Here is a 26783-nt window from a genome sequence, read left to right as displayed (position 1 = left end):
CTCTCGTTCGCCATCGGAAGAACCCAATCCACGAGGGGGCGTTAGGGGACGTTTCTAGCATGTAGCTAACGTTCCGTAAAGTCCTGTGAACGCGGTGTTGATGCGCCTCGGCCGGGTGTCGGATTGACCGTGCACAAGGCAACCGATCCACCGAAGGAGTGGCAGGAGATGCAGGCAACACCGACTGAAATGGGCGAATGGCCATCGGGGCGGTTGGTGGCGGCGGTGGGGGCGCGTCGGTTGCATCTGGCGGCGTTGGGTGCGGTGGTCGGGGGGCCGGGGTCGGGGCTGGTGTGCGGGCTGATGGGCTGGCGTGGTGGTGCGCCGGTGCTGAACGTGGGCGGCGCGGCGGACGGCTCGGGGTCGGTGGCGGTGGGCTGCGACCGGGTGGGGGGCCGGTGGTGGTTCGTGCTGGCGGACTCCGGTGAGGGGGTCGTGCCGGTCGATGAGGTCGAGGGCGCTCCGGCGGTGCTGGCGGGCGTGCTGGGGCGCGTGGCCGGGCGGGGGGCGCGGGCGTGATGGCACGGCGCTTCGATGGCGATGACGGGGCGTTCGATGAGGATTCGGTTGCGGATGTGCTGTGGCGCATCCTGGCCGGAGGGGACTCGGCCGGTCCGGTGCGGGGGGAGGACGGGCCGTGGGACCCCGATGTCCCGTCCCCGGCGCGGATGTACGACGTGTTCCTTGGGGGCAAGGACAACGGGGAGGTTGACCGGGCGGCGGCGGAGCGGGTCGCGGCGGCGGCGCCGTCGGTTCCGCAGGCGGCGCGGGACAACCGGGCGTTCATGCACCGGGTGGTGGCGTGGGCGGCGCGGCATGGCATCGGCCAGTTCGTGGACGTGGGGACCGGTATCCCGACCGAGCCGAACCCGCACCAGATCGCCCGGGAGCACCGTCCGGACGCGGTGGTGATCGGAGTCGACAACGATCCGCTGGTGCTGGCGCATGATCGGGCGCTGCTGGAGGGGATGCCGATCGTGCGCGGGGACGTGCGCGAGGTGGACGCGCTGATCGCTGATCTCGACGAATGGATCGACTGGGACAAGCCGGTGGCGGTGCTGCTGATCGCGGTGCTGCACTTTGTCACCGACGACTACGACCCGGCGGGAATCGTGCGGGCGTTCACGGGCCGGATGGTGCCGGGCTCGGTGGTGGCGCTGTCGCACGGGTGCTCGACGGGCGCGGACCCGGCGGCGCTCGCGCAGGTGGAGAAGGTCTATCAGGGTGCCAGTGCACCGGGTGTGGCGCGGACCCGTGAGCAGATCGCGGGCCTGTTCGGGCGGCGGCTGGAGCTGGTCCCGCCGGGGCTGGTGCCGGTGCAGCACTGGCCGCATGAGGTGGGGCCGCTGACCGCGATCCCGGTTCTTGGCGGCGTCGGGATGGTGCCCGAGCTTTGTGAGGTGCGGTCGTGATGGGCCGGCCGGGCCGGGTGCCGGGTCAGGTGGGCCGGGCCGTGCTGCGGTGGCGCACGCTGCGGGGCGTGCGGGTGCGGGTCCTGGCGCTGGATCTGCTGGCGGTCACGCTTGAGGCGATGGGCTGGCGGTGCGTGCGGCTGTACCGGCTGGAGGTGGGGCCGGTGCCGGTGCTGTGGGTGCACGGCGGCGGGGACGCCGATGCGGGGCTGGCGGTGACCGTGCTGGCGTCGCGTGGCGGGTGGTACTACGCCGACGCCGGGAATCTGCGGGAGCGGTTCCTTGGGCTGTGCTCGGACCGGGCGGGCGCGGCTGCCGCGGTGGACGCGCGGCTGAAATGGCAGCTGACCGCCGTCCCGGACCGGGACGCGTCCGGCTCAGATGGACCCGGTGTCACGGGAGGGTGCGCACGATGACGAAGCCGGAGACGGAGACGGGCCGGATGCAACGGGCGCTTGATGTGCTGGTGGAGCGGGCCGGGGACGCCTCGCGGGTGACCAGCGGTGCGGCGGCCGGGCTGACCCTGGCGCAGATTGCGGCGGCGCTGGACGTGGTCCTGGACGTGTGGGATCTGGCCGGGCAGATGCTCGGGCCGGTCATGGACCGGGTGGAGCAGATCAGCGAACGCGAGTTGACCGAGCGGCCGGGCGAGTCGGGCCGTGCGCTGCTGGAGGACGCGGGGCTGCACCTGTCGTATGGGCGTGACGGGCTGGCGGCGGCTCGGGCTCTGCTGGCGGTGGGGCTCGCGGAAATAGTGAAGGTGGAACAGGGCGAGACGTGAAGTAGCACGGAACGGGGGCCGCAACGGTGAAAGGCCCCCCGCCTGCCGAAGCCACCTTCAACGAGACGGACCCCCCAAGTGAGCAAGACGATCCTGCACGGATGGGACTTCAGCCCTGAGCAGCTTCTCACCCCCGCAGAGGTGGCCAGGATGTTCCGCGTCGATACCAAGACCGTGGCCCGCTGGGCCGATGCCGGTCACCTGGCCTCTGTCCGCACACCGGGCGGCAGGCGCAGGTTCAGCCGCCAGCAGATCGAACACCTGATGCGCGGCGGTGACGCACGATGACGCACCTGCGGCTCAGCTACGTCAACGTCGAACACGGCGGCCGGACCGGCTCGGGATACTCCGCCTACTCCGGCGACGGCGGCCCCTACGACTTCGGCCGGGTCACCGGGATGCTGCACGACGGGGACTGGCCCGACATCCTGGTGGTGGGCGAGGGCGACCGGTACGAGCTGAACGGGATGGAAGGCGCCTACGAGGCCGCCGCCGCGCTGCGGGAGGCGGGCGGCCCCGCCTACGTCCCGCACCCGTGCTCGCTGCCGCGCGAGGGCGGAATGTTCGCACCCGTGATCTACATCGACCCGCACAAGGTCATGGTACGCCGGTTCTACGGTCACCGGCTGCCCGACTTCACCGCCCGCAACCGCAACCTGATGGTGTTCACCCTGCCCGGCCGCACCGACCCGGTCCGGCTGGTGGCCTGGCACGGCGACATCTACAGCGGGGATGACCGGCTGGCCGACGCCCGCCGGTTCGACCGGCTGTCGGCTCCGAACATTCCGTGCGCGCTGCTGGGCGACTGGAACACCGTCCCCAGCGGCCCCCAGTTCGAGCCGACCGACCTGAACACCCCCGGCGTGCACAACCCACGCCAGATCAACTACCGGGTCCAGTGGAAGGGCGGGCCGTCGCTGGCCGGGCCGCACGTCTACGACACCCGGGCCCTGGACGCCCTGTGCGGCTGGTGGAACCCCGCCACGCACAAGCGAGAAGGCGGTTTGGGGTTCAGTCACTCCGCCGAACTGGCCGGGGACTACACCCCGACACAGATCGAACGGCCCAACGGCCGCCAATGCCTGCCGATTGACGCGATCCTGCTCAACGAGCCGCTGGCCGCTGCCTATGTGGCGGGCTCATACCGCGTCCATGACTTCCGCGACCCCCAGCGGCCAGACTCCGACCACAAGCGCATATCGCTCACCGTCGACATCTGAGAGGCCGGGACGCCGGGATCGGCCGCAGCGGTGAAGGGCCGCGGCCCCGGGTCCGTGCCGGGCAGGGCCGGCGCCGCCACAGGAAATTCCGTCTCAAGCGTCGTCGGCGTGGGGGCCGCTGCCCGGCGCTGCCCGGTACTGTCCCGCGCTGCTCCGGTGCTGGGGTGGCGAACATTAATCGAGTGAGAGGACCAGAGGGTCATATGGGCAGGCGTAGGCGTGCGCAGAAGTGGGGCGGTCAGACCGGGAGCGGGCGGCGGGTGAGTCAGGATCGAGTGTGCCGTAAGAAGCCGTTCGAAACGCGGGAGGAGGCCGAAAGGGAGTTGCGGCGCTACCGGCAGAAGCGCGACGCGGACGCGGCGGGGTTCGAGCGGCTGCCCCTGCAGGTGCAGGACTGCGAGATCTGCGGGTGCTTCCACATCACGGGGGCGATGTCCAAGCCCGCTCCGGCGGGGAGGCTGCGGCGTCGGCGCAAGGGCGGAATGGGGTGGAAATAGCGGCGTGGGCGTGGGCGTGGCGGTGTCGGGGTCTGCGGGCGATCCGGCCACGTGCCCGAGCCATGCTTGCGCCAACCCTTGAAACACGACAAGGGTTCCCGGAGTGGACGGGCCTCCGGTCACCATGATGGTGATCGCGGTGGCTCGGGCCGAGCGCGAGTTGAGAGGAGCGAACTAACGTAATCCACTCAAAGCGTCCAATACGCTGCGACCATTGAATGGCCGCAGCCATCCTGTCAATGTAGAGGGCACCGGATCGGCCGGAAGGGGCTGAAAATGGGAAAGCATGACAAGAAGCAGTCTTGTGGGGCGTGTGGCGGGAAAGGGTGGGTGAAGGTCAATCTGGACAACAAGGAGGAGAAGATCACCTGTGGCTCGTGCAACGGATCCGGGGAAGGATGAGTGAGTTCTCCGGGCTCCCGCCCGTTGATCGGCGGCTGTTCGTCCCCGAAACGGTCTGGGGGGTCCGGGACGGCCGGTTCGTAGAGCTCTCGCGGACTGACGCGCCGGAAGAGTGGGAAAAGCTGGTGACGTCGGATGAGGCGATTGCTACGCAGGTAAAGGACGGGATGTGGCCCATGTCCTCCTCGTCCGCTCCGTCGGTGATGGCTCAGATGATCACTGCCTTGCAGCTCAAGGCCGGCATGCGCGTGCTGGAGGTGGGGACGGGCACCGGGTACAACGCCGCGTGTCTGGCAGCGCTGGGGGCCGAGGTGGTGTCGGTCGAGATCGAGCGCGCGGCGGCCGACCATGCCCGCAGGGCTCTGCGCGCCGCGGGCCATCCCGATGTGGTCGTCATCACTGGGGACGGGGAGCGCGGTGCGCCATCGCACGCACCGTTTGATCGGGTGCTCGCCACTGCGGCGGCTCACACGGTCCCCTACGCGTGGATTGAGCAGACGGAGGCAGGCGGGTTGATCGTGGTGCCCTGGGCGGCCACGTTCCATCCGGCCGGGCCATTGGCGGTGCTCGCGGTCCGGGCGGACGGGAGTGCTGAGGGGCGATTCACGGCCCCGGTCCGGTTCATGCCGCTACGCGGCCAGCGCCTACCGCAAACGGCGCTTCAGGAAACCGAGGAACGGTGGGCGGCGGCCGGTAAGCCGGAAGCCTCCCGGTTCGGAGTCACGGTGACGCCTGCGGGTCAACGGGTCTGGCTGGATTCGCCGGACAACCCGGTCGGTTGACGGGCCGCCGCTCTCGTCAGCGGTTGGCGGGGAGCCGCAGCACTTCTTGTACTTGCGGGCGGAGACGCACCAGCAGGGGGCGGGGCGTTCTCGTCGAGCCGGTCCCGGAGATGGCCGGCGCGGGTCTGCTCGTCCCCACGGCGCCCAGGTACGGAAGAGGGCGCCGCTCACGCGGCGCCCCTGGAAGAAGTGGCAGGTGAGGTGGGCGGACCCTGACCTCACCCGGCCCTCGAACGTTCCACCTAGGTCATGTGGACCAGAACCGCTGCACTCGCCTGCGCGACGTTCAGCGCCAGGCATGCGGCGGCCACTGCGACCACGGTGAGGAAACGCTTCGTCATCGACATCTCTTTCATACGTTACGAACCGGGATCTCCCGGAATCTGGTGAAGAACCTATCGATGGCGGAGAGTCCGATGTGCCGCGTATATGCAGACCGCGGCGCTTCGTGTCAGAAATGAGACTTTCGCCGGGCTGCAACTCTCAACGGCTTGGGATAGAAGCCGTGCCCGTCGTGAAGAGGGCAGAATAGCGCAAACGCGACTAGGTTCCGGTGGCCTTGTCCAGTTCGCGTAGGCGGGTTCGGAGGGTCTCGGCTTCTGGGAGGCCGATGGAATCGAACACGCGGACGGCCTGCTGCCAGCAGGCGCGGGCCTTGTCCCTGCCCTGGACGTGGAGTAACGCGGCTCCGAGGCCCTCCAGGGCCTTGGCCAGCTCGTAGGGGACACCGATCCGAGCGGCTTGATCATGAGCCTGGCGGAAGTGGTCGACGGCCGCCGGGTAGCGGCCCGAGGCGGCCAGGGTCTCGCCCAGATGGCGGAGGGCGAGCGTTTCCTCGTAGCGTTCACTGATCATTCGGGAAATGGCCAGTGCGCGCTCGTAGTGAATGAGGGCCTCGCCATGGCGGCCGATGTCGTGGAACGTGGCGCCGATGCCGATCAGGGTCTCTACCTGGTTTCTCCGGTCGCCTATTTCCATCGCTATGGCGAGTGCCTTGCGGTAGTTCTCCAGTGCCTTTTCGTGGTCGCCCGTGTGGCGGCTCACATTCGCCAGGTTGATCAGGACGATGGCCTGGTGCTGGCGGCCCAGTTCCGCGGCGGCGGCGGCCGTCCGCTCGTAGTACTCCACGGCCGTCTCGACGTTGCCCATGCGCAGGACCAGGTCACCCATGTTGTTGAGCGCCATCGTCCGGCCGCGCGGGTCGTCGAGCTCGGTGAAGATGGCGAGTGCGCGCAGCCGCAGCCGCTCGGCCTCCCGGTATTCGCCGGCGAACTCCAGGAATATCGCCGCGTGGTCGAGGCTGCGCGCCTCGCCGTGCCGGTCGCCGATGGAGCGGCGGATGTCCAATGCCTCCCGGCAGCGGGCCAGCGCTTCGGGGAGCCTGGACCGGTGCCAGTGGATGAGGCTGATATGCCCGAGAATATCGGCCTCGCCCCGCCGTTCACCGAGCGACCGGAAGATCATCAATGCCTTTTCGGCGTCTTCCAGCGCGAGGTCGTATTCGCCGCTGCGGAAACGGACGAGGCTGCGGTCCGCCAGGGCGCGGGCGAGGCCCCGGCGGTCCTGTTGCGTGCGCAGGACGGCGATCGCGCGGGTGTGCAGCCGCTCCGCCTCGTCCCAGCGCCCCCGCGACTCCAGGTGGCCGGCGAGCAGCCGGGCGAACCCGGTGACGTGCCGGGGCAGGCCGGTCCGTTCCGCCTCGGCGGCGGCGTTCAGCAGGCAGTCGTGCTCGGCGGAGAACCACGCGGCGGCCGCCGCCTCGTCCGCCAGCGGCGGCAGGTCCGCCGGCGGCCGCCCGGCGGGGGTCCCGCCGGACCTGGACAGCCGCCGGTTCGCGAGGTCCGCGGCGGCGAGGTAGAAGTCCAGGATGCGGTGGACGGTCCCGCGCCGCGCGTCGGGCGGGTCCAGTTCGCCGGCGAGGCGCCGGGCGTAGTCGTGCACCAGGTCGTGGAAGCGGTAGCGGCCCCCGACGGGTTCGGTGATCAGATGCCGGTCGAGGAGTTCCTCCAGCACCCGCTCGGCCTCCCGGACGGGACGGGCGAGCGCCGCCGCGGCGGTGTGGGCGGTCAGGTCCGGGCCGGGATGCAGCCCGAACACGCGGAACGCGTCCCGCAGCGGTGCCGGGAGCCCGCGGTAGGACACCTCGAACACCGCCGTGATCTCGCGGCTCTCGTCCCGCAGCTCGTCCAGCCGCCGGTCGTCGGCGTCCAGCCGGGCGAGCAGGTCGCCGACGTCCCAGGCGCGGCGGTGCCGCAGCCGGCTCGCCGCCATCAGCACCGCGAGCGGCAGCCGGCCGCAGCGTTCGACCACCGCGGTGACGTCGGCGCCGCCGCGGGCCCGCCCGGCCCCGGCGATGCCGGTGAACAGGGCCGCGGCGTCCCGGACGGGCAGGACGTCCAGCGACAGCGGGAACGAGTCGTGCAGCCCGGTCAGCCGCCGCCGGCTGGTCACGATCACCAGGCAGCCGGCGGACGCGGGCAGCAGCGGCCTGACCTGGTCGTGCCCGGCGGCGTCGTCCAGCACGAGGATCGCGCGGCTGCTGGCCAGCTGGGACCGCCACAGCGCGGCGCGTTCGCCGAGGGTCCGCGGAACACGGGTCGCCGGCACCCCGATCATGCGGAGCAGCGTGTCGAGCGCCTCGGCGGGATCGACCGGGTCGCGCCGGGCGTCGTGCGCGTGCAGTTCGAGGAAGATCTGCCCGTCCGGGAACCGCTCGGCGAGCCGGTGCGCCAGGCGGACGGCGAGCGCCGTCTTACCGACCCCCGGCATCCCGTCGAGGCTGATGACGGTCACCCCCGATCCGGGCTCACGGGCACTCGGCACCATGTCCAGGAGCTGCCGGAGCTCCGCGTCCCGTCCGGCGAACGCGCGCGAGTCGTGCGGGAGGTTGTGCGGGGGCCGGTCGACGTTCAGCTGGGTGCCGGGCACCCGCAGCAGCGCCGGATCGGTCCGCAGTATGCGCTGCTGGAGATCGCGCAGCCCGGGGCCGGGATCGGTTCCGGACTCCTGCACGAAGAGGTCGTGGGTGCGCCGGTAGACCTCCAGCGCCTCGGCCTGCCGCCCGCAGCGGTAGAGCGCCACCATCAGCCGTTCCACCGGACGCTGATCCTGCGGATGACGCTCGGCCAGGTCCGACAGCTCGTGCACCAGGTCGGCGTGGTGGCCGCGGCGCAGCTCCACGTCGATGCGCTCGAACGCGGCGGTGAGCAGTTCCTGCTCCAGGGTGTGCCGGGCACGCGCCGCCCAGCCCCCGGTGAGGTCGGCGAGCGGCTCGGCGCGCCAGAGCGCCGCCGCCCTGCGGTAGTGGTCGAGGGCGTACTCCTCGTCCCCGCTCTCGGCGATCGCCCGCGCCTGGTCGCGCAGCAGCCGGAACCGCTGCAGGTCGACCGATTCGTCCGCGACGTCGATGAGGTAGGAGCCCTGCCGGGAGACCAGCTCGGCGCCGTCCACCCCGTCGAGCCGGTGCCGCAGCCGCGTCATGTAGGAGTAGAGGCTCTGCCGGGCCTTCGCCGGCGGGGCGTCGTCCCAGACCCGCCGGATGAGGGCCTCGGCGGGCACCGGCTGCCGCGGGTTGAGCAGCAGGACGGCGAGGACGCAGCGTTCCTTGGTCGTTCCGAGATCGCGCCGTCGGCCGTCAATCCACAGCTCAACGGGACCTATGACGCGGAACTCCACCGCCGCCGCCTTTGTGGGACTCTCTTCGGCAATCTCCTCCTGAAGGCATTTTTGCATCACCGGCCCTGATCGGCCAGTGTCGAGTCACCGTTCACTTGGCCACCATGGGACGCCACTACTCGGCAAGTCAGGACGATTGCAAGTTTTCGTCAAGTTCCCCGATCGACACTCGAATCCGAAGGGATAGGTCATTTCGACCTGTGACGGAGGAACGGATGTTCGCATCCGCGGTCAAAGGAGGTTCGTTGACGGGGATGACCGGCTTCGAATGGCGTCGGGCCCTGAGCGGGTTCGACCCCGGCTGGTGGGGCGGCCTGGGGGACCGGCGCACCGTGCTGGTGATGGTGGGCGCGCCCGGCACCGGGCAGCCCGTCCTGGACGTGGCGCGGCTCGCGGGCACCGACCCGCGGCTGCACGTGATCTTCACTGCGGCTCCGGGCGCCCGCGCCGCCGCGGTCGAGGCGCTGCTCAGGGACGCGGGCATCGCGCCGCTGCCCTGGCGTGAGGCGGAGGGCGGCGGGTTCGGCCTGGCCGTCGCCGCGACCCCGGTCTCCGGGCGGGTGGGGGCGCCGCTGATCGTCCTGCCCGGGACGGGCCCGGAACGCGCCCCGGGCGCGGACGAGCCCGCCGGGGCGCCGGTCGTGTTCACCTATGCCCACGCGGCGGACCGTCCCGCGCCGGCGGGGGACGGCACCGGGCCGGCGGCCACCGTCGTCGGCGACTCCACCCACGACCGTCTTGTCGCGAGCCTCCCGCTCCGCGACTTCTACCGGCGCGCACTGGGCGTCGGGCGGCATCGCAAGCTCGTCCTCGTGGCGCTCCCGGAGGCCGCCGCGTGCGGCGGTGCCCGCTGCCGGTGGCGGGAGGTCCTGCGCCGGCTGCTCACCGAGCTGCCGCCGCGCGGCTACCACATCCTCGGCGTTCCCGAACCGGGGCCCGGCCCGTGCACCGGCGGCGCGGACCTGGCCGTGCACCTGCGGGGCGGTCTCGGGCTCATGCCGCCGGACGCCGACTGGCGCGCGGCCCTCGTCGCCGCGGACTGGATCCTCGGCCCGCCCGGCCCGGTCACCCGGTACGGCACGATCACCGGCGTCCCGGTGCTGCTCACCGAACCCCTGCCGGACGACGCCGCCCGCACCGCCGGGGACCGGCCGGGACTGCTGCGCTGCGCCGGGCGGCTCGCGCCGTCCGGTCCCGTCCTGCCGCAGCTGACCGAGGCGGCCGCGTGGTGGCGGCCGGACCGCGTCCGGCCGGTCGTCGCGCGGATCACCTCCGAGCCGGGACGGTTCAACCGGGCCGTGCGCCGGCTGATGTACGGGCTGCTGCGGCTGCCGCAGCCCGCCACGATCCCCGTCGCGGACCCGGTCTCACCGCCGTTCCGCCTCCCCAGCCCGGCCGCACGGCCGGCGAACGCGTGCCGGGGAGGCTGAGATGCACTGCTCAGCGGACGCGTGGGTGCGGGGCCCGTTCGGGCTGGACGCCGACCGGGGCGCGACCGTGCCCGCACCGCGCACGGTCCTCGCCGTCGCGCACCATCTGACGGCGGCGACGCGGCTGGCGGACGTCATGCCGCTGCTGGAAAGCGACCGGCGGGTCGCCGTCGCGTACACGGCCGCCCCCGCCTCGGCCTTCACCGGCGGGCTGGACGCGCATCTGCGCGACCTCGGCGGCCTCGTGCTGCCCTGGCGGCAGGCCGCCGCCACGCGGTTCGACCTCATCGTGGCGGCGAGCCACGGCATGCTGGAGAACCTGCACGGCCCGGTGCTGACGGTCGCGCACGGCGCCGGCCCCGGCAAGCTGCTCGCCCGGCTCCGCGGTGCCGGGCCGCCCGCCGCCCGCCCCGTCACCGGGCTGATCAGGGAACGGCTCGTCGCCGCGGGGCGGGTCGTGCCGTCCTCGCTCGTCCTCGCGCACGACCGGCACCTGGAGACGCTCGCCCGCGAGTGCCCCGAGGCGCTGCCGGTGGCGTTCGTCGGCGGCGACCCCTGCCTGGACCGGCTGGTGGCGAGCCTGCCCCACCGGGAGGTGTACCGGCGGGCGCTCGGCGTCCGGCCCGGACGGCGGCTCGTCGTGCTCAGCTCCACCTGGGACCGGGACTCGCTGCTCGGCCGCCGCCCCGACCTGGCGCTGCGCGTGGCGGCCGGGCTGCCGCGCGAGAGGTACCAGGTCGTCGCCGCGCTGCACCCGCACATCTGGACCTGGTACGGCAGGCGCCAGATAAGGGCGTGGCACGCCGACGCGCTGCGGCTCGGCGTCCGGCTGCTGCCTCCCGAGGAGGGATGGCGGGCCGCGCTGGTGGCCGCCGACCGGGTGATCGGCGACCACGGCTCGGTGACCTGCTACGCCGCCGCGCTGGGGGTCCCGGTGCTGCTCGGCGCGTTCCCGGAGGACAGCGTGGCGCCCGGCTCGCATCCCGCGCGGCTCGGCGCGCTGGCCCCGCACGTCGACTGGGACCGGCCGCTGGTCCCCCAGCTCGACGACGCCGCGCACGCCTTCACCCCGCGGGTGCACGACGCCGTCCGGGACGACCTCAGCTCCCGCCCGGGGGAGGCGGCCCGGCTGATCCGCGCGGAGATGTACCGGCTGATGCGGCTGCCGGACCGGGAGCACCCGCCGGACGTGGAACCCGTCCCGGCGCCGTGCGCGGCACCCCGCGACCTGCGGGCGGCGTGATGATCACGCTGGTGCGGGTCTGGGACGACCCCGGCGACCCCGCCCCGCCGGGCACGGAACGCGTGCTGGTCGGCGGCCGGGTTCTGGTGCTGTGGCGCTCGCCGTCCGCCGCCGGCGGCCCGGCCCGGACACCGTGCGACGAGCATCTCGTGGCCGGCGTCGAGGAGACGTCCCGGGCCCGGCTCTCCTGCGCGGACGTGATCGTCCGCCGCGGCGGGGAACCGGCCCGGCTCCGGGCGGACCATCCGGGATGCCTCGTCATCGCGGTGAACACCCGGCGGGGATGCCTGGTGGCGGCCGGCGACCGCGCGGTGCGGCTCGTCCCCGTCCTCGGCGGGACGTGCGCGGACGACGACGCGGCGGCGTACGCGTCGGCCGTGCACGCCTGGCTGGTGGCGGGACACCCGCTCACCGCGTTCACCCGGCTCACCCTCGTCCGGGCGAACACGGTGGCCCGGGTCAGGGTCCAGGATCGGGAGACGGCGCGGGACTGGCCGCGGCGAGCCGTTCCCTGACCGGCGCCGCCTGCGGGGAGCCCAGCCGGGTGTAGATGGCGAGCGCCTGCTCCAGGTGGTGGCGCTCGCCGTCCGGGTCGCCCCGCCGCGCCGCCACGCGGGCCAGTTCGTCCAGCGCGCCCGCCTCCACGTGGGGCGCGCCGGTGTGGTGCGCGACGCGGAGGGACTCCCGCAGGGCGGCGGCGGCCTCGTCCAGACGTCCCGCCCGCAGCCGGGCCCGTCCCAGGCACGTCAGGGTGCGCGCCAGGTGGTACGGCTCATCGAGGTGCCTGAACGTCTCCAGGACGCCGGACAGCGCGGCGTCCGCCTCGGCGTGCCGGCCTGCCGCGCTGAGCGCGTCGCCGAGGTGCCGTTCCATCAGCGCCACCCCGCGCGGACGGCCGAGCGCGGCGTGCACGTCCCGCGCCGCGCCGAACAGGTCGATCGCCCGGGACAGGTCGCCGCCGCCGAGCGCGACGCTGCCGAGCCCCTCCAGCGCCGCCGCCTCGCCCAGCCGGTGACCGGACCGCCGCTCCAGGACGAGCGCGGCCTCGTACCGTTCGCGGGCCGTGCCGAAGTCCTCCAGGTTGAGATGGGCCACGCCGAGCCCCTCCAGCATCCGCGCCTGGGCGCGCGGGTCGGCGTCGCTCTCGGCGGCGGCGAGCCCCAGCTCGTACGTCCTGATCCACGACGCGTAGTGCTTGCGCTGCAGGAACAGCGGCCACATCGCCTCGCACAACTGCCAGGCGACGGCGTGCAGCCCGGTGCCGTGGGCCTCCCGCACCACCGCCGTCAGGTTGTCGCGCTCCCGGTCGAGCCAGGCCAGCGCCGCCGGCCGGCCGTCGAACACGTCCGCCCCGCGCACGGTCGTGTGCCGGTCGCCGAGCCGCCACCGCCCCGGCATCAGGACGAGGTCCGCGGCGACGGCGGTGCTGAGGTACCGGTCGGCCAGCCGGGTGAGCGCCGGTCTTCGATCGGCCTCGAACCGCGGATGCGCGGCCTTGTCGCGCGCGTGCAGCCGGACCAGATCGTGGAACCGGTAGCGCTCGTCCGCATCCTCCAGCAGCAGGCTCGCGTCCACCAGGGCGTGCACCAGCTCCCCGGCCCGCTCCTCGCCGGTTTCGAGGAGGGACGCCGCCGCGCCGAGGTCGAAGTCGGGTCCCGGATGGACGCCGAGCAGCCGGTAGGCCCGCGCATGGGCGTCGGCGAGCGCCTGATAGGAGGCGTTGAACACGGCGTCCACCGAAATGTCCCCTTCCCCGGTGCGCAGGGCCGCGAGCCTGCGCGCCTCATCGTCGAGTTCGGCCACCGCGCGGGCGATCGGCCAGCGCCGCCTGGCGGCGAGGCGGGCGCCGGACGCGCAGATCGCGAGCGGCAGCGTCCCGCACAGCGCCACCAGGGCCAGGGCGTGCTCGCGCTCCGCCCCGATCCGGTCGGGGCCGACCAGGTGCTCCAGCAGCTCCAGCGCTCCCGGCTCCCCGAGCGGCGGGACGTCCAGGAAACGCGCCCCGTCCAGCACCAGCCCGGACAGCCGCAGCCGCGAGGTCACCACGACCAGCGACGCCCCCGCCCCGGGCAGCAGCGGCCGGACCTGCGCCGCCGAGACCGCGTTGTCGAGCATGACGATCAGCCGGCGCCCGGTGGTCATCGACCGGAACAGCGCGGCCTGCTCGTCGGCGCCGGGCGGGATGCTCTCCGCGCCGGTCCCGAGCGCCCGCAGGAAACGTTCCAGCGGCTCGTCCGGCGGGAGCGGCCCGGTCCCGGAGAACCCGCGCAGGTCGACGAAGAGCTGGCCTTCGAAGCCGTCCTTCAGCCGGTGCAGCCAGTGCAGCGCGAGGGTGGTCTTTCCGATGCCCGCCGGTCCCGTGAGCACCACGAGCCCCGTCCGTTCCGTGAGTGTCTGCAATTCCGCCAATTCACCGCGGCGATCGACGAACAGGCCGGGCGCCGGGAGTTGTGCGGGGGCGGGAAGCGGCGGCTGCCGCGGCATGTTGATATGTACGCCTCCCGCAATGGACCTGGCCTGGACGCTGGATCCTGCTATCGTCCCGGACAGTTCATTGATCCACCCGTCCCGTTCGTCGGGAGACTGCACGATCCATCCATTCCATCGATACGGTGGCGGGCGCAGAACACGCCCTGATTCACCTCTCAACCTACCCGCGCCGGGCATGCGAAATAAGAGCGGATACTTGTGACGAAGTTGGTCAAATAAGGGTGTCAGTTATTGCCCGTCACCGGGAAAGGGAATGTTTCAGCGGCCCGTCGTGAGGTCGTAGCGCTCCTGGTCGGACGGGCGGGACGCCTCCGGGCCGTCGCGGCCGAGGCGCAGCATGCGCGACACCCGGACGGTGCGGAACTCGCGGCCCCGGACGCTGAACGAGTGGCCGGGCGTGGCCAAAATCCCCTCCGCCATCGCCGTCCACTCGGCGCACTCCTCGGCGGACGGGGGATCGCCATGGAGCTTCCGCATCCGGGGCAGCAGGCCGGTGAAGTGCCGCGCCAGCCGCTTGCGGGCGTCGTCGGGATCGTCCCCGCAGACGAGCGGCCCCCAGGAGTCGCCGTCGAGTTCCACCACCATGAACGTCGGCGGAAGCAGCACGACGCCGGGGTGCGCCTGGAGCGCGTGCCGCGCCTCGGTCCGGACGATGCCGGGAACGTCCTCGGCGACCGCCAGGAAACCGACGAGGTTCAGCCGCAGTTGCGCCTCCCACCGCCCGCACGGCGCCGACGGGTCGATCAGGTGGCCGCGCAGCAGGCCGTCCCCGGCGAGGCCGGCGTCGGTCGACCGGGGCGGCTCCAGTACCCGGTCCCCGCACTGGATGTACTTCGTGACCCGGATGATCCGGTACCGGCGGTCGCCGATCTCCCACTCGTCCTTGGCGAGCTGCTCGCCGTCCTCCGGGTCGAGCCGGGCGGCCGCCCTCAGCATCGCCTCGGCGGTGGCCGGGTCCGGCTCGCCGGCGGCGGCCGTCCGCAGGTCCATGGCGAGGCCGTACCGGGCCGAGGACGGGTCGTCCGCCCCCAGTGACCCGATACGCCATTCTTCTCCGAATTGCACCGCGTGACCGAAATCGGGGGATCCGGTGGGGAAGATCTTTGGATAGCGCAGAATCCGCTCGGCGAGTTCCCGGTCGCGGACCGCCGCGACCGGATCGGGGCAGGACGCCACGTTGATGTGGTCGTACCCGCGCATCAACGCGAAGGTCATGCCCGCATCTTGGCCGCAGAGCCCGATCCCGCGCACGGCTTTTCCTTCATTCACCTGCGGGACCCGTCCACCTTGCCCCGACTTATTCGCCTTTATTGCGGATGGTTTTTTTGTGCGGTCCGATTGTGGTCACTCGTCCAGCGTGATGTCGCGGTTGAGTCCGCCCGCGTCCACGTCCGCCCTCGGCGGCCGGCGATCCCCGTCCAGCGCACGAGCCCGTACGAGGCGCGGTGCGCCGCGTGCGAGCACGAGCCGGGACACGCCGGTCGCCTCGATCCACCGGCCGTCGTGGCCGCCCCGGCGCCGCGTGCCCAGGCCGCCCGAGAGCGCCGGAACGTGCCCCCGGCGGATGATTTTCCGTTTACTCCGGCCACTCGTGATAGTGGATCTCCATCCCGGCCGTCAGAATTTTCCGGCAGGTCTTTTGCCGTGGGCGTGCAGTGGGCATCTAGTAGGAAGGCAAGCGGAACATATGCCTGGGGGTCGTCTCGTTCCTCTGCCGAATAACCGTGCGCCATCGGCGGAGGTGAAATGACCATGAACGGCTGTGCGGACCTCGTCCTGGAAGGCGGGGGAGTAAAGGGAATCGCGCTGGTCGGCGCGATCGCGGAAATGGAGGCGCGGGGCTACCGGATGGGTGCGCCCGCCCGTATCGCCGGCACGTCCGCGGGCGCGATCGTCGGGGCGCTCCTCGCGGCCGGCATGCCGGTCCCCGAGATGGTCCGGGTGATGCGCGCGCTGGACTACCGCTCCTTCCAGGACGGATCCCGGTTCGCGGTCGTCCGCGGCCTGTCGCTCCTCACCACCCTCGGCCTGCACAAGGGCGACGCCCTGCACCGCTGGATCTCCGCGCGGCTCCGCGAATGCGGTGTCGAGACGTTCGGGCAGCTCAAACTGCACGACCCGGATTCCGCGCTGCCGCCCGAGCATTCGTACGCATTGGTGGTCGTCGTCTCGGACATCAGCAGCGGGCGCATGGTGCGCCTGCCATGGGAGTACCACCGTTACGGCCTGAACGCCGACGACCAGTCCGTGGCCGACGCCGTGCGCGCCTCGGCGTCCATCCCGGTCTTCTTCCGCCCGCGCCGCATATGCCGCAAGGACGGCCGCAGATGCGTGCAGGTGGACGGCGGAATGCTGTCCAACTACCCGATCACCATCTTCGACCGGGAGGACCGCGAGCCCCGCTGGCCGACGTTCGGCGTGAAGCTGTCCGGGCCTCCGGCGTCCGACGGCGTGTTCCGCCAGTGGCGCGCCGTCCGCGGCCCCGTCGGGTATGGGCGGGCGCTGGTCTCGACGATGGCGGAGGCGCCCGACCGGGTGCAGATGGACGAGCCGTCCATCGTGGCCCGCACGATGTTCGCCCGCACCGACGGTGTCCTGGCGACCGACTTCGATCTCGACGCGCAGACCCGCGACCGCCTCTACGCCGCCGGCCGCGAGGCCGCCGCGCGTTTCCTGGACCGCTGGAGCCACCCCGACTACCTGGCCGGATACCGCTCCCACCGCCAACCGCGCCGGTGAAGCGCCGCGCCCGCCCACCCGGCGGAGTCTCGCCATCGGGGGCATCGTCCGCCGCGAACGGCTCACCGGATCACCGCGTAGCACCCGCTCCGCCGGCATCGGGACACTAGCCTGCCTCCATCGGGCTGGTCGGCGGGCAGGATGCCGGACTGGGGGTCACCTGTGGCGGGAGCCGTTGAGGATGGTGTCGTGATCGTCAGCGCCGACGCCCAGGCGATCGTGGACGAGATCATGCGGAGGCTGGGCCGGAACGTCAACCTGATGGACGGCAAGGGCGTGATCATCGCCAGCGGGGACCGGAGCCGGATCGGGGAGACGCACGACGGCGCGGTGCAGGTGCTGCGCAGCAGGACGCCGCTCGCGGTGACCGGCGCCGAGGCCCGCCGCATGCGAGGAACCCGCGCCGGGGTCAACCTGCCGGTCCGGATCGGCGCGGAGATCGTCGGTGTGGTGGGCGTGACGGGGGAACCCGACGAGGTCGGGGACATGGCCGGCGCCGTCGCCCTGATGACCGAGCTGATGATCACCCAGCAGGCGATGCGGGCCGAGGCCGAGTGGCGCGCCCGCGCCCGCGTCCAGATCGTCGCCGACCTTCTCGCGGGCCGCCTCACCGCCGCGCAGTGGCAGCAGCGCCTGCGCCTCGCCGGGGTGCGGCCGGCGGCCCCGTACTCGGTGTTCGCGCTCCGCCTGGGACACGAGACCTCCCCCGAGGTGATGGGGGCCGCCGACCTGCTCTACCGGCAGCTGGGGCGCCCCGCGGAACAGGTGCTGGCGGCGCCCGACGTCACCGGGACCCTGTGGGCGGTCGCCGGGGCGCCGGCGGCCACGTCGTTGCGCGGGCCGCTGCTGGAGCTGCGCCAGGACCTGCCCGGCGCATGTCTCCTGAACGCCGGTGTCGCCACCGACTTCGACGCGTTGCTGGAGAAGGTGCGGCTCGGCCGGCTCGCGCTGCGGCGCCGGACGCTGCCGCCGGAGACGACCCTGCCCGAGGAGGAGGTGAGCGTCCTGCTGGCCGAGGTCCCGCGCGAGGTGGGCGGTGCGGCCGTGGACCGCATCCTCGGGCGGCTGCCGGGCGAACTGCGCCGGACCCTGGCGGCCTACTTCGCCCACGACCGGCATGCCACCGAGGCCGCGCGGGAGCTGAACGTGCACCGCAACACCCTGATCTACCGGCTCGGCCGGATCACCGAGCTGACCGGGCGGGATCCGCGCAGATTCGAGGACGCGGTCGTGCTCCGGGTCGCGCTGTACCTGTCGGACCTTCGCTGACGATCGTCCCGCGCCTCCCGGCGGGACGGTTGGCGGCCCGCACAAAAATGCGGGCCCCGCACCGGGCGGACTTTGGTCGTCCAGCCGATGATCGGCCCGGCCCGCCGCTCCTATGGTCTCCCCACACCCATTGTGACCAGCGAAGACCATAGGAGGACGACCCGTGCGCATCGTCGTCGCACCCGACTCGTTCAAGGGCTGCCTCAGCGCGGCCGCCGTCTGCGCGGCCGTGGAATCGGGCGTCCACAGCGCGGTCTCCGGCGCGACGGTGACCGCGGTGCCGATGGCCGACGGCGGTGAGGGCACGGTGGACTGCTTCCTGCGCGCCCGCGGCGGCTCCGAGATCGTCCGCACGGTCGCGGACCCGCTGGGAAGGCCGGTCGAGGCCCGGTACGCGATCGCCGATGACGGGCGGTCGGCGGTGGTGGAGCTGGCGGCGGCGTCCGGGCTGCCGCTGCTGGCCGAGGGGGAGCGGGCGGCGACGCGGGCCGACACCTACGGGACCGGTGAGCTGATCGCCGACGCCATCGGGCGCGGTGCCCGCGACGTGCTGGTCTGCCTCGGCGGCAGCGCGACCACCGATGGCGGGTCCGGTCTGCTGCGCGCGCTGGGGATGCGGTTCCTCGACGCGGACGGCGTGGCGCTGCCGCCCGGAGGCGGCGCGCTCGCCGAGGTGGCCGCGATCGACGACTCCGGGATCCCGGACGCGGTGCGCCGGACCCGGTTCCGCGTCGCCTGCGATGTCACCAATCCGTTCATCGGGCCGTCCGGTGCGGCCACGGTGTTCGGGCCGCAGAAGGGCGCGACCCCGGGCCAGGTGCGGGAGCTGGACGCCGCACTCGCCCGGTTCGCCGACGTCCTGGCGGACCACTACGGCGTCCGGGTCCACGACCTGCCCGGAGCCGGTGCGGCCGGCGGCACCTGCGGGGGCCTGGTCGCCGCGCTGGGGGGCGAACCCGCCCGCGGCGCCGTCCTGGTCGCCGACCTGGTCGAACTGCCGGCGGCGCTGGCGGACGCCGATCTGGTGATCACCGGGGAGGGGCGGCTGGACGGCCAGAGCGCGGGCGGCAAGGTCGTGTCCGTGGTCGCCGAGCTGGCCCGGCGGCGCGGCCTGCCGGTCGTGGCGCTCGCGGGCTCCGTCCTGCCCCCGCTGGACGACCTGTACGACCTCGGGCTGACCGCCGCGTTCAGCATCGCCGACGGCCCTCGGACACTCGATGAGCTGATCGGCTCGGCCGGTCCCCTGCTGGCCGATCTCGCCGGGCACGTCGTGCGCTTGCGCACGTCCTGACCGGCCCCAACGGTGCGTGCCGTCCCGAGCGGCAGCGCCATCCCCACCCCCGGTTGACGAAAGTCAAGGAGACCCATGGAAACCTCCGGTCCCTTCCTGCTGCTCGCGCTCGCCGCGAGCATCGGCCTGATCATCCTGCTGAGCGGCCGGTTCAAGCTGCACCCGTTCCTGGCGATCGTCCTGTCCACCTACGCGTTCGGGCTGGCGGCGATGGGCATCGGGGCCATCGCCGGATCCGACAAGCCCTATGTCGACGACCTCGGGGGGACGATCGCCGAGGGATTCGGGACCATCCTGAAGAGCATCGGGCTGGTGATCGTCTTCGGGACGGTGATCGGCAAGGTGCTGGAGCGCACCGGCGCCGCCGTCACGCTGGCCGACGCGGTGCTCAAGCTCGTCGGCCGCCGGCATCCGGCGATCGCGATGTCGCTGATGGGCTGGGTCGTCTCGATCCCGGTCTTCTGCGACTCGGGCTATGTGGTCCTTTCGCCGCTGCAGCGGTCGATCGCCCGCAAGACCGGCAAGAACCCGGTCGTCCTCGGCACCGCGCTCGCCACCGGCCTGTACGCCTCGCACACCTTCGTGCCCCCGACACCGGGCCCGATCGCCGCCGCCGGGAACATCGGGATCGGCGCGAACGGCCTGATCTGGGTGATCCTGTTCGGCATCCCGGTCTCGCTGGCCGCGGCCGGCGCCGGCCTTGTCTGGGCGCTGCGTCGCACAGCGCACCTGGAGAGCGGCCTGGACAAGGCCGAGGAAACGTTCGAGGAGTACAAGGCCCAGTTCGAGCGCATCCCCGGTCTCGGCCGCGCGCTCACGCCGATCGTGGTGCCGATCGTGCTGATGGCGATCGGGTCGGTCGCGGCGTTCCCCTCCGGTGACGGCACTCTGGTGAGCGGCATGCTGGGCGACGTCCTCACCGATCTCGGCTCGCCGGTCAACGCCCTGCTGATCGGTGTCGTCCTCGCCCTGGCCCTGCTGCCGGCGCGCTGGGACGCGCAGACGCTGACGACCTGGGTGGGCGAGGGCCTGTCGGACGCCGCCATCATCCTGGTGATCACCGGAGCGGGCGGCGCGTTCGGTTCGGTGATCAAGGAGACGCCCATCGCGGACTACGTCAAGAGCCTCATCGGCGACGGCTCCTCGGTCGCCGGGCCCCTCGCGCTCCTGGTGCTGTTCGCGCTGGCCGCGCTGCTGAAGACCGCGCAGGGCAGCACCACCGCCTCGCTCATCATCACCTCCACGCTGGCGCAGCCCCTGCTGCCGGCGCTCGGCCTGGACACCATGCTCGGCGGGATTCCCATGGGCCAGGTCCTCGCGGTCATGGCGATCGGTGCGGGCGCCATGGTGGTCAGCCACGTCAACGACTCCTACTTCTGGGTCGTCACCCAGTTCTCCGGCATGAGCATCTCGACGGCCTACCGTGCCCAGACCGCGGCGACCCTCGTGCAGGGCCTCGTGGCGATAGCGGTGGTCCTCGGCATGGGCGTGTTCCTGCTCTGATCCGCCCGCCGCTGCTCACCGAACACCGGGCATGAGGAACCGGCCCGGTGTTCGGTGAGCAGCGGCGGGGAACCGTCAATCATGCGGCCCCGCGGCAGAGCGGCCCCCCGGCGTTCTTTCACACCGCATCACGAGCGTCACGGCGACGAGCGCTGTCCCGAGCAGCGCGGTGGCCCCCCAGACGACCGCGTGTGCGCCCGGCCCCGCCAGGATCCGGCCGCCGAGGAGGGCGCCGGTACCGAGGCCGGCGTTCACGGCGATCACCAGGAGCGCGGTCATCGCCTCATGGTCGGCCGGTGCGAGCCGGAGGGCCCATGCCGTGAAGGTCGTCGGCATGGCCGATCCGCACAGCCCCCACAGGGCGACCGAGATGACGGCGACGGGCAGCCACCGCGCGGCCAGGCCGAAGAGCGCGAGCGTGCCGAACAGGCCGCCCACGGCCAGGAAGATCGCCCAGTTCAGCCGCCGGTCCACCAGCATCCCGGCCAGCGCGTTGCCTGCGACGCCCGCGATCCCGAAGAGGAGCAGGAACAGGGAGATCATGCCGGCCTCGACGCCGCCGATGCGCTGGAGGAGCGGGCTGAGATAAGTGAAGGCCACATAGGCTCCCGTGAAGGAGACCCCCATGGCGACGACCGCCGCGCTGACGCGGCCCCGCGCTGCCAGCCCGGCCACCTGCCGTGGCCTGACGGCGGACCGCCCGTCCAGCGGAGGAGTGTTCACGGCCAGCACCAGCAGTGTCAGCAGCCCGGCCAGCGCCAGGACCAGCACCGCGTTGCGCCAGCCCAGCCAGTGACCGAGGGCGGCTGCTCCCGGTACGCCGAGAAGCTGGGCGAAGGAGATGCCGGCGTACACCAGGGCGATCGCCTTCCCCTGCCGGCCGGACGGCGCCAGCCGCGCGGCGAGGGAGACCGCCAGGGCCCAGAACGCCGCCTGGGCCATCGCGACCACCGTGCGGGCCAGCAGCAGGAACTCGAAGCCCGGCGACCATGCCGACAGGGCGGTGCCCACGACGAAGACCGTCAGCACGGCCGGCAGCGACGATCGGCGGTTCAGGGGAGACAGCAGCATCGTCAGCGGGAGGGCGCCGACGGCGACGCAGAACGCGTAGGCCGTCACCAGCTGCCCGGCCGCGCTTTCGCTGACCCGCAGATCGGCCGACAGTTCCGAAAGCAGCCCGATCGGCAACGTCTCAGAGGTCACGAACAGGAACGAGCCGAACGACAGCGCGACGATGGTCACCCAGGCGCGCACCGCGCGCCGGCGCGCATCACCGGCGTCGACGGCGTCTTCCGCGGAGCCCGTCCTGCTCGTCATGCGGGGGACTGCCCCTCGGACGCGCCGGTGTCGCCGGTCGTCCGCCCGTCGGATGGGGCATGCGCCTCGCCGGGGGCCTTCGGGGCGGGCGGAAGGAATCCCGATTCCACGAAAAAGTCGACGTACCGCCCCAGGAGCATGCCGTCGATCGGGGGACAGGTTATGTCGGATCCGGCCAGGCCGTTGCGCACATTGGCGCGGACGAAATGACGTCGCGGTGGCGCCCCGCCGAAGTTCGCGCTGGTCAGCGAGGCTCGGGCCAGGGAGTAGTCACCCGCAAGCGCTCCCCGCTCGGCGCTTTCGGCGAGCCTGCGATCCCACTCCCGTCGTGAGACGGGCGGCAGGTCGTACCCGAGATCCCGGAGCCGGCCGACGACCGCCGCGATGCTCGCCGGCCGCGGATGGGTCAGGTGGTAGCTGCGGCCGCCGGGCGCCCGCAGCGCCAGATGGACCACGGCGCCGGCCACATAGTCGGCGGGGACGAGGTCGACGGTGAAGGCCGTGTCCGCCATGAACTCGGCGGGGACGGCGCCGAGCACGATCATTGCGCGGATGAGGTTCCAGAGCGCGTCCTCGGTTCCCCCGGCCCCGGTGCGGCTGTGGCCGCCGACCCGGCTCGGCCGGTAGATCGAGGTGGGCAGGCCGCGGTCGCGCGCCGCCCGCACCAGCCGCTCCGCCACCCACTTGCTGGCCACGTAGCCGTTGGGCAGCACGGCCGGGGCGGGAGCGAGCCGGTCCTCGGGCAGCGTCCGCGGGCCGCCGTTCGCGTCGGCCGCGACGTCGCAGGTGGACAGGTGATGCACGGGCTTTGTCCGGGTGGAGGCGGCGAGCCGCAGGATCTCCTGGGTGCCGGCGACGTTCGCCGCCTTGAGGCGCGAGTAGGGGGCGAGGTGGTTCACCGTGGCGCCGTTGTGCACGATGACGTCGATCTGCTCGGCCATCCGCTCGAAGGCCGGCTCGTCGAGGCCGAGCCGTGGGCGTTCCAGGTCGCCCGGCACCGCGATGATCCGGTTCGGGGCCGCGGGAGCGTCCGTCAGGCGGTAGTGCCGGAGCGCCCGGTGAATCCTCTCGCGGGCCTCGCCCGGGGTCGCCGCGCGTACCAGGCACCAGACCTCGGCCGTTGTCCGTTCGAGGAGTTCGTGGAGCAGGAAGGCGCCGAGGAAGCCGGTCGCCCCGGTCAGCAGGACGCGTTGTACGCCGCCCGCCGCGAGGGGGCCGCCGGGCGTCGTGCCGCCGGCCCTGATGGCGGGATCGAGGACGGCTTCGGCCTCCAGATCCGCGGGGACGGGAGGTTCCGCCTCGGTACGCCCGTCGGCCAGCAGTTCTGCCAGGCGGCAGGCGGTGGGTCTGTCGAACACCGCCCCGGCGCGGAGGTCGACGCCCAGTTCCCGCCGGATTCGGCCCGCCAGGCGGGTCACCAGCAACGAGTGACCGCCCATGTCGAAGAAGTCGTCGTCGATGCCGATTTCGGCGAGCCCCAAGGTCTCCGCGAACAGTTCGCACAGACGCTGTTCCAGGGGTGTGCGGGGGCGTCGTCTGGGCGTGTCGAGAGCGTGGTCCGGCTTCGGCAGGGCCTTGCGGTCGAGTTTGCCGTTGGCGTTCAGCGGCAGTTTGGGCAGGTTCACGAACGCCGCCGGCACCATGTAGCTCGGGAGCCGGTCGGCCGCATGGGCGCGCAGCGCCGCCGGATCCAGGTCGTCCGTGGAAGCCGTGTAGGCGACCAGGCGGGCGAGACCCGGCGTGTCCTCCCGCACCACGACGGCGGCCTGGGAAACGCCGGGATGCTCCAGGAGGACGGCCTCGATCTCGCCGGGTTCGACGCGGAACCCCCGGATCTGCACCTGCTCGTCGGCGCGGCCGAGATATTCGAGGGTTCCGTCGAACCGCCTGCGGGCCAGATCCCCCGTCCGGTACATCCTTGAGCCCGGCGGGCCGTAGGGATCGGCGACGAACCGGCCGGCGGTCAGCTCCGGCCTGCCGTGATAGCCGCGGGCGAGCGCGATCCCGGACAGGTACAGCTCGCCGGCGGCACCCGGCGGAAGCAGGCGCAGGGAGGCGTCCAGCACGTGGGCGCGCGTGTTGGCGACCGGCCTGCCCACGATGGGCGTGGTGCTTTCCTCCAGGCGGCACCAGAGTGTGTCGATGGTGCACTCCGTGGGGCCGTACAGGTTGTATCCCACGGTCCCCGGCGTGGAGCGCAGCCGATCCCACAGGGCTCTGCCGACGGCCTCCCCGCCGAGCGCGACCACCTTCGGCGCCCGGCGCCCCGGCGTGAGCAGGCCCGCCGCGATGAGCTCCTCGGCGTACGACGGCGTCACGTCCAGGAAACCGATGGCGTGGTCGGCGGCATAGCGCACCATCGCTTCCGGGTCCCGCCGCACCTCGTCCTCGATGAGATGCAGCTCGTGCCCCGCGACCATCCAGAACAGGCCCTCCCATGAGGTGTCGAACGACAGGGGCGCCGTGAGCGCGGCCCGGACGCGGTCCGCTCCCGCCGCGGCGGTCTCCCGGAGATAGATCTCCCGGCGGTGGTGGTGGTAGAGGCTGCTCAGACCGTCATGCTGAACGACCACTCCCTTGGGACGCCCGGTCGAGCCCGAGGTGTAGATGAGATAAGCGGGACCGGCCGGACGCAGCGGGGCGCGTCGATCCTCATCGGTGAGGTCGAGTTCCGGGCGGGCGGAACAGGGGCGACGGGAGGCGCGGCCGTCGAGGGCCGCCCTGACCGCTGGGTCGTCCAGGAGTACCGTGCGCACGGCGTCCGGCTCCGCCACGTCCGAGGCCATGTCCCGGGGCGCGAGCAACAGCGCGGGCCGGGCGTCGTCGAGCATGTAGCGCAGCCGCCGCGCGGGGAGCCCGGGATCGAGGGGGAGATAGGCGGCTCCGGCCTTCAGGACGGCGAGGACCGCGATCACGAGTTCCGCCGAACGGGGCAGCAGCAGGGCGACGTACTGCTCCGGCCCCGCGCCGTACTCGACGAGCAGACGGGCCAGCCGGTTCGCTCGCGTGTTGAGCTCCCGGTAGGAGAGCGCGACCTCACCGCAGACCAGAGCGATCGCCTCGGGGGTGAGGGCGGCCTGCCGCTCGAACAGTTCCGTGACGGTCTCGGGCGGCACATCCCGTGCGGTGTCGTTCCACTCCACCAGCAACCGGTGCCGTTCATCGGCCAGGAGGAGGTCCAGATCGCGGAGCGGACGCTCCGGCTCGGCGAGAGCAGAGCCCAAGAACGCCAGCAGCCGACTGCCGTGCGCGGCCAGTTCCGCTTCGTCGAGGCATGCGGGATTGCCGTCCATGGCGATCCGCAGGCCGGTGCCGTCCGCCCGGTCGTAGACGTTGATGGAGACGTCCTCCACCGGTCCTGCGGAAACGTTGTGGACGGTGGCCCGGTTGCCGGCGAAATCCAGGCCGTAGTCGAACGGCATGATGTTCACGGCCGGGCCGTAGAGCCTGCCCCGTTCACCGCTGAGCCCCAGGTCCTGCCGGAGATGCTCGTACCTGTAGCGGTGATGCGGCCGGTCCTCCCGTATGCGGGAGGCGACCGCCGCGGCGAGTTCCCGCAGGCCGGCCTGGGGATCCACCGGCACGCGCAGGGGAACGATGTTGAGCACCATGCCCGGCACGCGCAGCGATGCCGACGCGAGCCTGCCCATGACCGGCAGGCCCAGCGCCACCTCCCGCGCGCCCGTCAAGCGGTGGGTGTAGGCCGCGCAGGCCGCGAGGAACACATCGGACCAGGCCACCGAGGCCGCATGGGCCAGGGTGCGCATGCTCTCCGCGGTGGCCGGGGCGATGTCGAAGACCGTGCGCAGGAAGGTCGCCGACTGCTTGGCCGGCCGGCCGGCGAGCGTCACCGGCTCCGGTGCGCCGGAACAGCGCTCCAGCCAGTGCGCGCGGTCGAGTTCCCGCCGGCTCGACGACTGGTAGGCGGCGTCCTCCTCGACCACGGCGCGCAGGGAACCGAAGTCCGCCTCGCCGGGGGGCTCTCTACCGGCCAGGGCCGTGTAGACGGCCGCGACCCGCCGGGCGACGAGCGCCAGGCCGAAGCCGTCGAGCGCGATGTGATGCACCCGGTGGTACCAGACGTACCTGTCAGGGGCGAGTTTCAGGAGGGCATGGCCGAAGAGGGAATCCGCGGTCAGGTCGATCGGCGTGGCCACGTCCTCGTTCATCCATGCCCGCGCCGCGGCCATCGGGTCGCCTTCGCCGCTGAGATCCAGCACGTGAAACGGCCAGGCCGGAGCCTCGCCCGGCACCAGCCACGGCCGTCCCTCGTCATCGGCGGTGAGACCGGCGCTCAACGCCTCGGTCTCACCCACCACGCGGCGGACCGCCGCCTCGAAGACCGGCGCCTCCACGGGCCCGCGGATCTCGGCGTACTCCGCCGTGTTGTAGACCGGGCTGGCCGGATCGAGTTGCTGGCCCGTCCAGATTCCCAGCTGGGCCTCGGTCAGCGGCCACCGCGCGTCGCCGCCCCGGTCGGGTTCCCGGCCTGCCTCCCTCCGGGTTCCGGTGATCAGCCGCGACCATGCCGCGAGGGTGGGGCGCTCGGCCAGGTCGATGAGGCTGACGTCCACCCCGTGTTCGCGCCAGCGTTCGACGAGTGCCAGCAGCCGGACCGAATCGAGGCCCATGGCGAACAGGTCCTGATCTTCGGCGAGCTCGTCCGGCGACAGGTAGAGCAGTTCCGCCACGTCGCGACGCAGGTCCGCCGCGTCCATGCTCTGAGCCACGA

General features: G+C 72.5%; 21 protein-coding genes and 1 pseudogene. 15 read left to right on the top strand and 7 right to left on the bottom strand.

Annotated elements, in window-relative coordinates; all coding sequences use genetic code 11:
• The first annotated feature begins 225 nt into the window (after positions 1 to 225).
• The 8 genes from ACQP1N_RS26070 to ACQP1N_RS26035 all read left to right on the top strand — a co-directional run bounded on the left by ACQP1N_RS26070 (position 226) and on the right by ACQP1N_RS26035 (position 5094).
• Positions 226 to 519, top strand: a complete 294-nt coding sequence (locus tag ACQP1N_RS26070; RefSeq protein ID WP_433227254.1) for a hypothetical protein — start codon at positions 226 to 228, stop codon at positions 517 to 519.
• A gap of 56 nt (positions 520 to 575) precedes the next feature.
• Positions 576 to 1412 carry an SAM-dependent methyltransferase gene (locus ACQP1N_RS26065; protein ID WP_433227252.1) on the top strand — a complete coding sequence of 279 codons (837 nt, stop codon included), beginning with the start codon at positions 576 to 578 and terminating at the stop codon, positions 1410 to 1412.
• A complete protein-coding gene (locus ACQP1N_RS26060; RefSeq protein ID WP_433227250.1) occupies positions 1409 to 1828 on the top strand; it encodes a hypothetical protein in 420 nt (139 codons plus the stop codon). The genes ACQP1N_RS26065 and ACQP1N_RS26060 overlap by 4 nt, the downstream gene beginning before the upstream one ends.
• Positions 1825 to 2193: a hypothetical protein gene (locus ACQP1N_RS26055; protein ID WP_433227248.1), complete on the top strand. Its 369-nt coding sequence runs from the start codon at positions 1825 to 1827 to the stop codon at positions 2191 to 2193. Before ACQP1N_RS26060 ends, ACQP1N_RS26055 begins: the two co-directional genes overlap by 4 nt.
• A 78-nt stretch (positions 2194 to 2271) precedes the next feature.
• Positions 2272 to 2481 (top strand): BldC family transcriptional regulator, encoded by a 210-nt coding sequence (locus ACQP1N_RS26050; protein ID WP_067807387.1) that lies wholly within the window; start codon positions 2272 to 2274, stop codon positions 2479 to 2481.
• The gene (locus ACQP1N_RS26045; protein ID WP_433227245.1) at positions 2478 to 3413 is read left to right on the top strand and encodes a hypothetical protein; all 936 of its coding nucleotides are present in this window, start codon (positions 2478 to 2480) and stop codon (positions 3411 to 3413) included. The genes ACQP1N_RS26050 and ACQP1N_RS26045 overlap by 4 nt, the downstream gene beginning before the upstream one ends.
• 260 nt (positions 3414 to 3673) lie before the next feature.
• Positions 3674 to 3910, top strand: a complete 237-nt coding sequence (locus ACQP1N_RS26040; RefSeq protein ID WP_433227244.1) for a hypothetical protein — start codon at positions 3674 to 3676, stop codon at positions 3908 to 3910.
• Positions 3911 to 4308: 398 nt separating this feature from the next.
• Entirely contained in the window at positions 4309 to 5094 is a 786-nt protein-coding gene (locus tag ACQP1N_RS26035; protein WP_433227242.1) for a protein-L-isoaspartate O-methyltransferase family protein, read from the top strand.
• Positions 5095 to 5151: 57 nt separating this feature from the next.
• Here the strand turns inward: ACQP1N_RS26035 and ACQP1N_RS26030 are convergent.
• Positions 5152 to 5265 (bottom strand): annotated as a pseudogene (locus ACQP1N_RS26030) (hypothetical protein); the annotation flags it as partial.
• 372 nt (positions 5266 to 5637) lie between these two features.
• Complete coding sequence (locus tag ACQP1N_RS26025) at positions 5638 to 8769, bottom strand: tetratricopeptide repeat protein (protein WP_433227240.1); 3132 nt, start codon at positions 8767 to 8769, stop codon at positions 5638 to 5640.
• Between the two features lie 254 nt (positions 8770 to 9023).
• On the opposite strand from ACQP1N_RS26025, the gene ACQP1N_RS26020 reads away from it, so the two are divergent.
• From ACQP1N_RS26020 to ACQP1N_RS26010, 3 genes are read left to right on the top strand one after another with little or no spacing between them, the layout of a single operon-like run.
• The gene (locus ACQP1N_RS26020) at positions 9024 to 10199 is read left to right on the top strand and encodes a hypothetical protein (RefSeq protein WP_433227238.1); all 1176 of its coding nucleotides are present in this window, start codon (positions 9024 to 9026) and stop codon (positions 10197 to 10199) included.
• 1 nt (position 10200) lies between these two features.
• Positions 10201 to 11442: a hypothetical protein gene (locus tag ACQP1N_RS26015; protein ID WP_433227236.1), complete on the top strand. Its 1242-nt coding sequence runs from the start codon at positions 10201 to 10203 to the stop codon at positions 11440 to 11442.
• A complete protein-coding gene (locus ACQP1N_RS26010) occupies positions 11442 to 11957 on the top strand; it encodes a hypothetical protein (protein WP_433227234.1) in 516 nt (171 codons plus the stop codon). The genes ACQP1N_RS26015 and ACQP1N_RS26010 overlap by 1 nt, the downstream gene beginning before the upstream one ends.
• Here the strand turns inward: ACQP1N_RS26010 and ACQP1N_RS26005 are convergent.
• The 3 genes from ACQP1N_RS26005 to ACQP1N_RS25995 all read right to left on the bottom strand — a co-directional run bounded on the left by ACQP1N_RS26005 (position 11902) and on the right by ACQP1N_RS25995 (position 15408).
• Positions 11902 to 13842 carry an ATP-binding protein gene (locus ACQP1N_RS26005; protein WP_433227232.1) on the bottom strand — a complete coding sequence of 647 codons (1941 nt, stop codon included), beginning with the start codon at positions 13840 to 13842 and terminating at the stop codon, positions 11902 to 11904. The genes ACQP1N_RS26010 and ACQP1N_RS26005 overlap by 56 nt on opposite strands.
• 348 nt (positions 13843 to 14190) lie before the next feature.
• Complete coding sequence (locus tag ACQP1N_RS26000) at positions 14191 to 15147, bottom strand: DUF5954 family protein (protein WP_131732594.1); 957 nt, start codon at positions 15145 to 15147, stop codon at positions 14191 to 14193.
• A gap of 129 nt (positions 15148 to 15276) precedes the next feature.
• Positions 15277 to 15408, bottom strand: a complete 132-nt coding sequence (locus ACQP1N_RS25995) for a hypothetical protein (protein WP_433227230.1) — start codon at positions 15406 to 15408, stop codon at positions 15277 to 15279.
• A 276-nt stretch (positions 15409 to 15684) separates the two neighbouring features.
• Between ACQP1N_RS25995 and ACQP1N_RS25990 the strand changes: the two genes are divergently transcribed.
• From ACQP1N_RS25990 to ACQP1N_RS25975, 4 genes are all read left to right on the top strand, one after another.
• The gene (locus ACQP1N_RS25990) at positions 15685 to 16671 is read left to right on the top strand and encodes a patatin-like phospholipase family protein (RefSeq protein WP_165488372.1); all 987 of its coding nucleotides are present in this window, start codon (positions 15685 to 15687) and stop codon (positions 16669 to 16671) included.
• 189 nt (positions 16672 to 16860) lie between these two features.
• Positions 16861 to 17940: a CdaR family transcriptional regulator gene (locus ACQP1N_RS25985; RefSeq protein WP_433227228.1), complete on the top strand. Its 1080-nt coding sequence runs from the start codon at positions 16861 to 16863 to the stop codon at positions 17938 to 17940.
• 163 nt (positions 17941 to 18103) lie between these two features.
• Entirely contained in the window at positions 18104 to 19231 is a 1128-nt protein-coding gene (locus ACQP1N_RS25980; RefSeq protein WP_067793680.1) for a glycerate kinase, read from the top strand.
• 75 nt (positions 19232 to 19306) lie between these two features.
• Positions 19307 to 20734, top strand: coding sequence for a GntP family permease (locus tag ACQP1N_RS25975; protein ID WP_067793679.1), 1428 nt, complete (start codon positions 19307 to 19309; stop codon positions 20732 to 20734).
• Between the two features lie 75 nt (positions 20735 to 20809).
• Here ACQP1N_RS25975 and ACQP1N_RS25970 read toward each other — a convergent pair whose 3' ends face one another.
• A complete protein-coding gene (locus ACQP1N_RS25970; protein ID WP_433227227.1) occupies positions 20810 to 22051 on the bottom strand; it encodes an MFS transporter in 1242 nt (413 codons plus the stop codon).
• A complete protein-coding gene (locus ACQP1N_RS25965; protein ID WP_433227225.1) occupies positions 22048 to 26781 on the bottom strand; it encodes an amino acid adenylation domain-containing protein in 4734 nt (1577 codons plus the stop codon). The genes ACQP1N_RS25970 and ACQP1N_RS25965 overlap by 4 nt, the downstream gene beginning before the upstream one ends.
• Positions 26782 to 26783 lie beyond the last annotated feature (2 nt).

It is taken from the genome of Actinomadura formosensis (assembly GCF_050948385.1).
GTDB classification, from domain to species: Bacteria; Actinomycetota; Actinomycetes; order Streptosporangiales; family Streptosporangiaceae; genus Spirillospora; species Spirillospora formosensis.
Note: the sequence above shows the minus strand (reverse complement) of the source record. Positions and strands in the feature narration are given on the sequence as shown.

Coding starts and splice junctions, on each gene's coding strand:
- ACQP1N_RS26055 (WP_433227248.1), top strand. CDS start 1,825: ATGACGAAGCCGGAGACGGAGACGGGCCGGATGCAACGGGCGCTTGAT.
- ACQP1N_RS26045 (WP_433227245.1), top strand. CDS start 2,478: ATGACGCACCTGCGGCTCAGCTACGTCAACGTCGAACACGGCGGCCGG.
- ACQP1N_RS26035 (WP_433227242.1), top strand. CDS start 4,309: ATGAGTGAGTTCTCCGGGCTCCCGCCCGTTGATCGGCGGCTGTTCGTC.
- ACQP1N_RS26020 (WP_433227238.1), top strand. CDS start 9,024: ATGACCGGCTTCGAATGGCGTCGGGCCCTGAGCGGGTTCGACCCCGGC.
- ACQP1N_RS26015 (WP_433227236.1), top strand. CDS start 10,201: ATGCACTGCTCAGCGGACGCGTGGGTGCGGGGCCCGTTCGGGCTGGAC.
- ACQP1N_RS26010 (WP_433227234.1), top strand. CDS start 11,442: ATGATCACGCTGGTGCGGGTCTGGGACGACCCCGGCGACCCCGCCCCG.
- ACQP1N_RS26000 (WP_131732594.1), bottom strand. CDS start 15,147: ATGACCTTCGCGTTGATGCGCGGGTACGACCACATCAACGTGGCGTCC.
- ACQP1N_RS25990 (WP_165488372.1), top strand. CDS start 15,685: ATGAACGGCTGTGCGGACCTCGTCCTGGAAGGCGGGGGAGTAAAGGGA.
- ACQP1N_RS25975 (WP_067793679.1), top strand. CDS start 19,307: ATGGAAACCTCCGGTCCCTTCCTGCTGCTCGCGCTCGCCGCGAGCATC.
- ACQP1N_RS25970 (WP_433227227.1), bottom strand. CDS start 22,051: ATGACGAGCAGGACGGGCTCCGCGGAAGACGCCGTCGACGCCGGTGAT.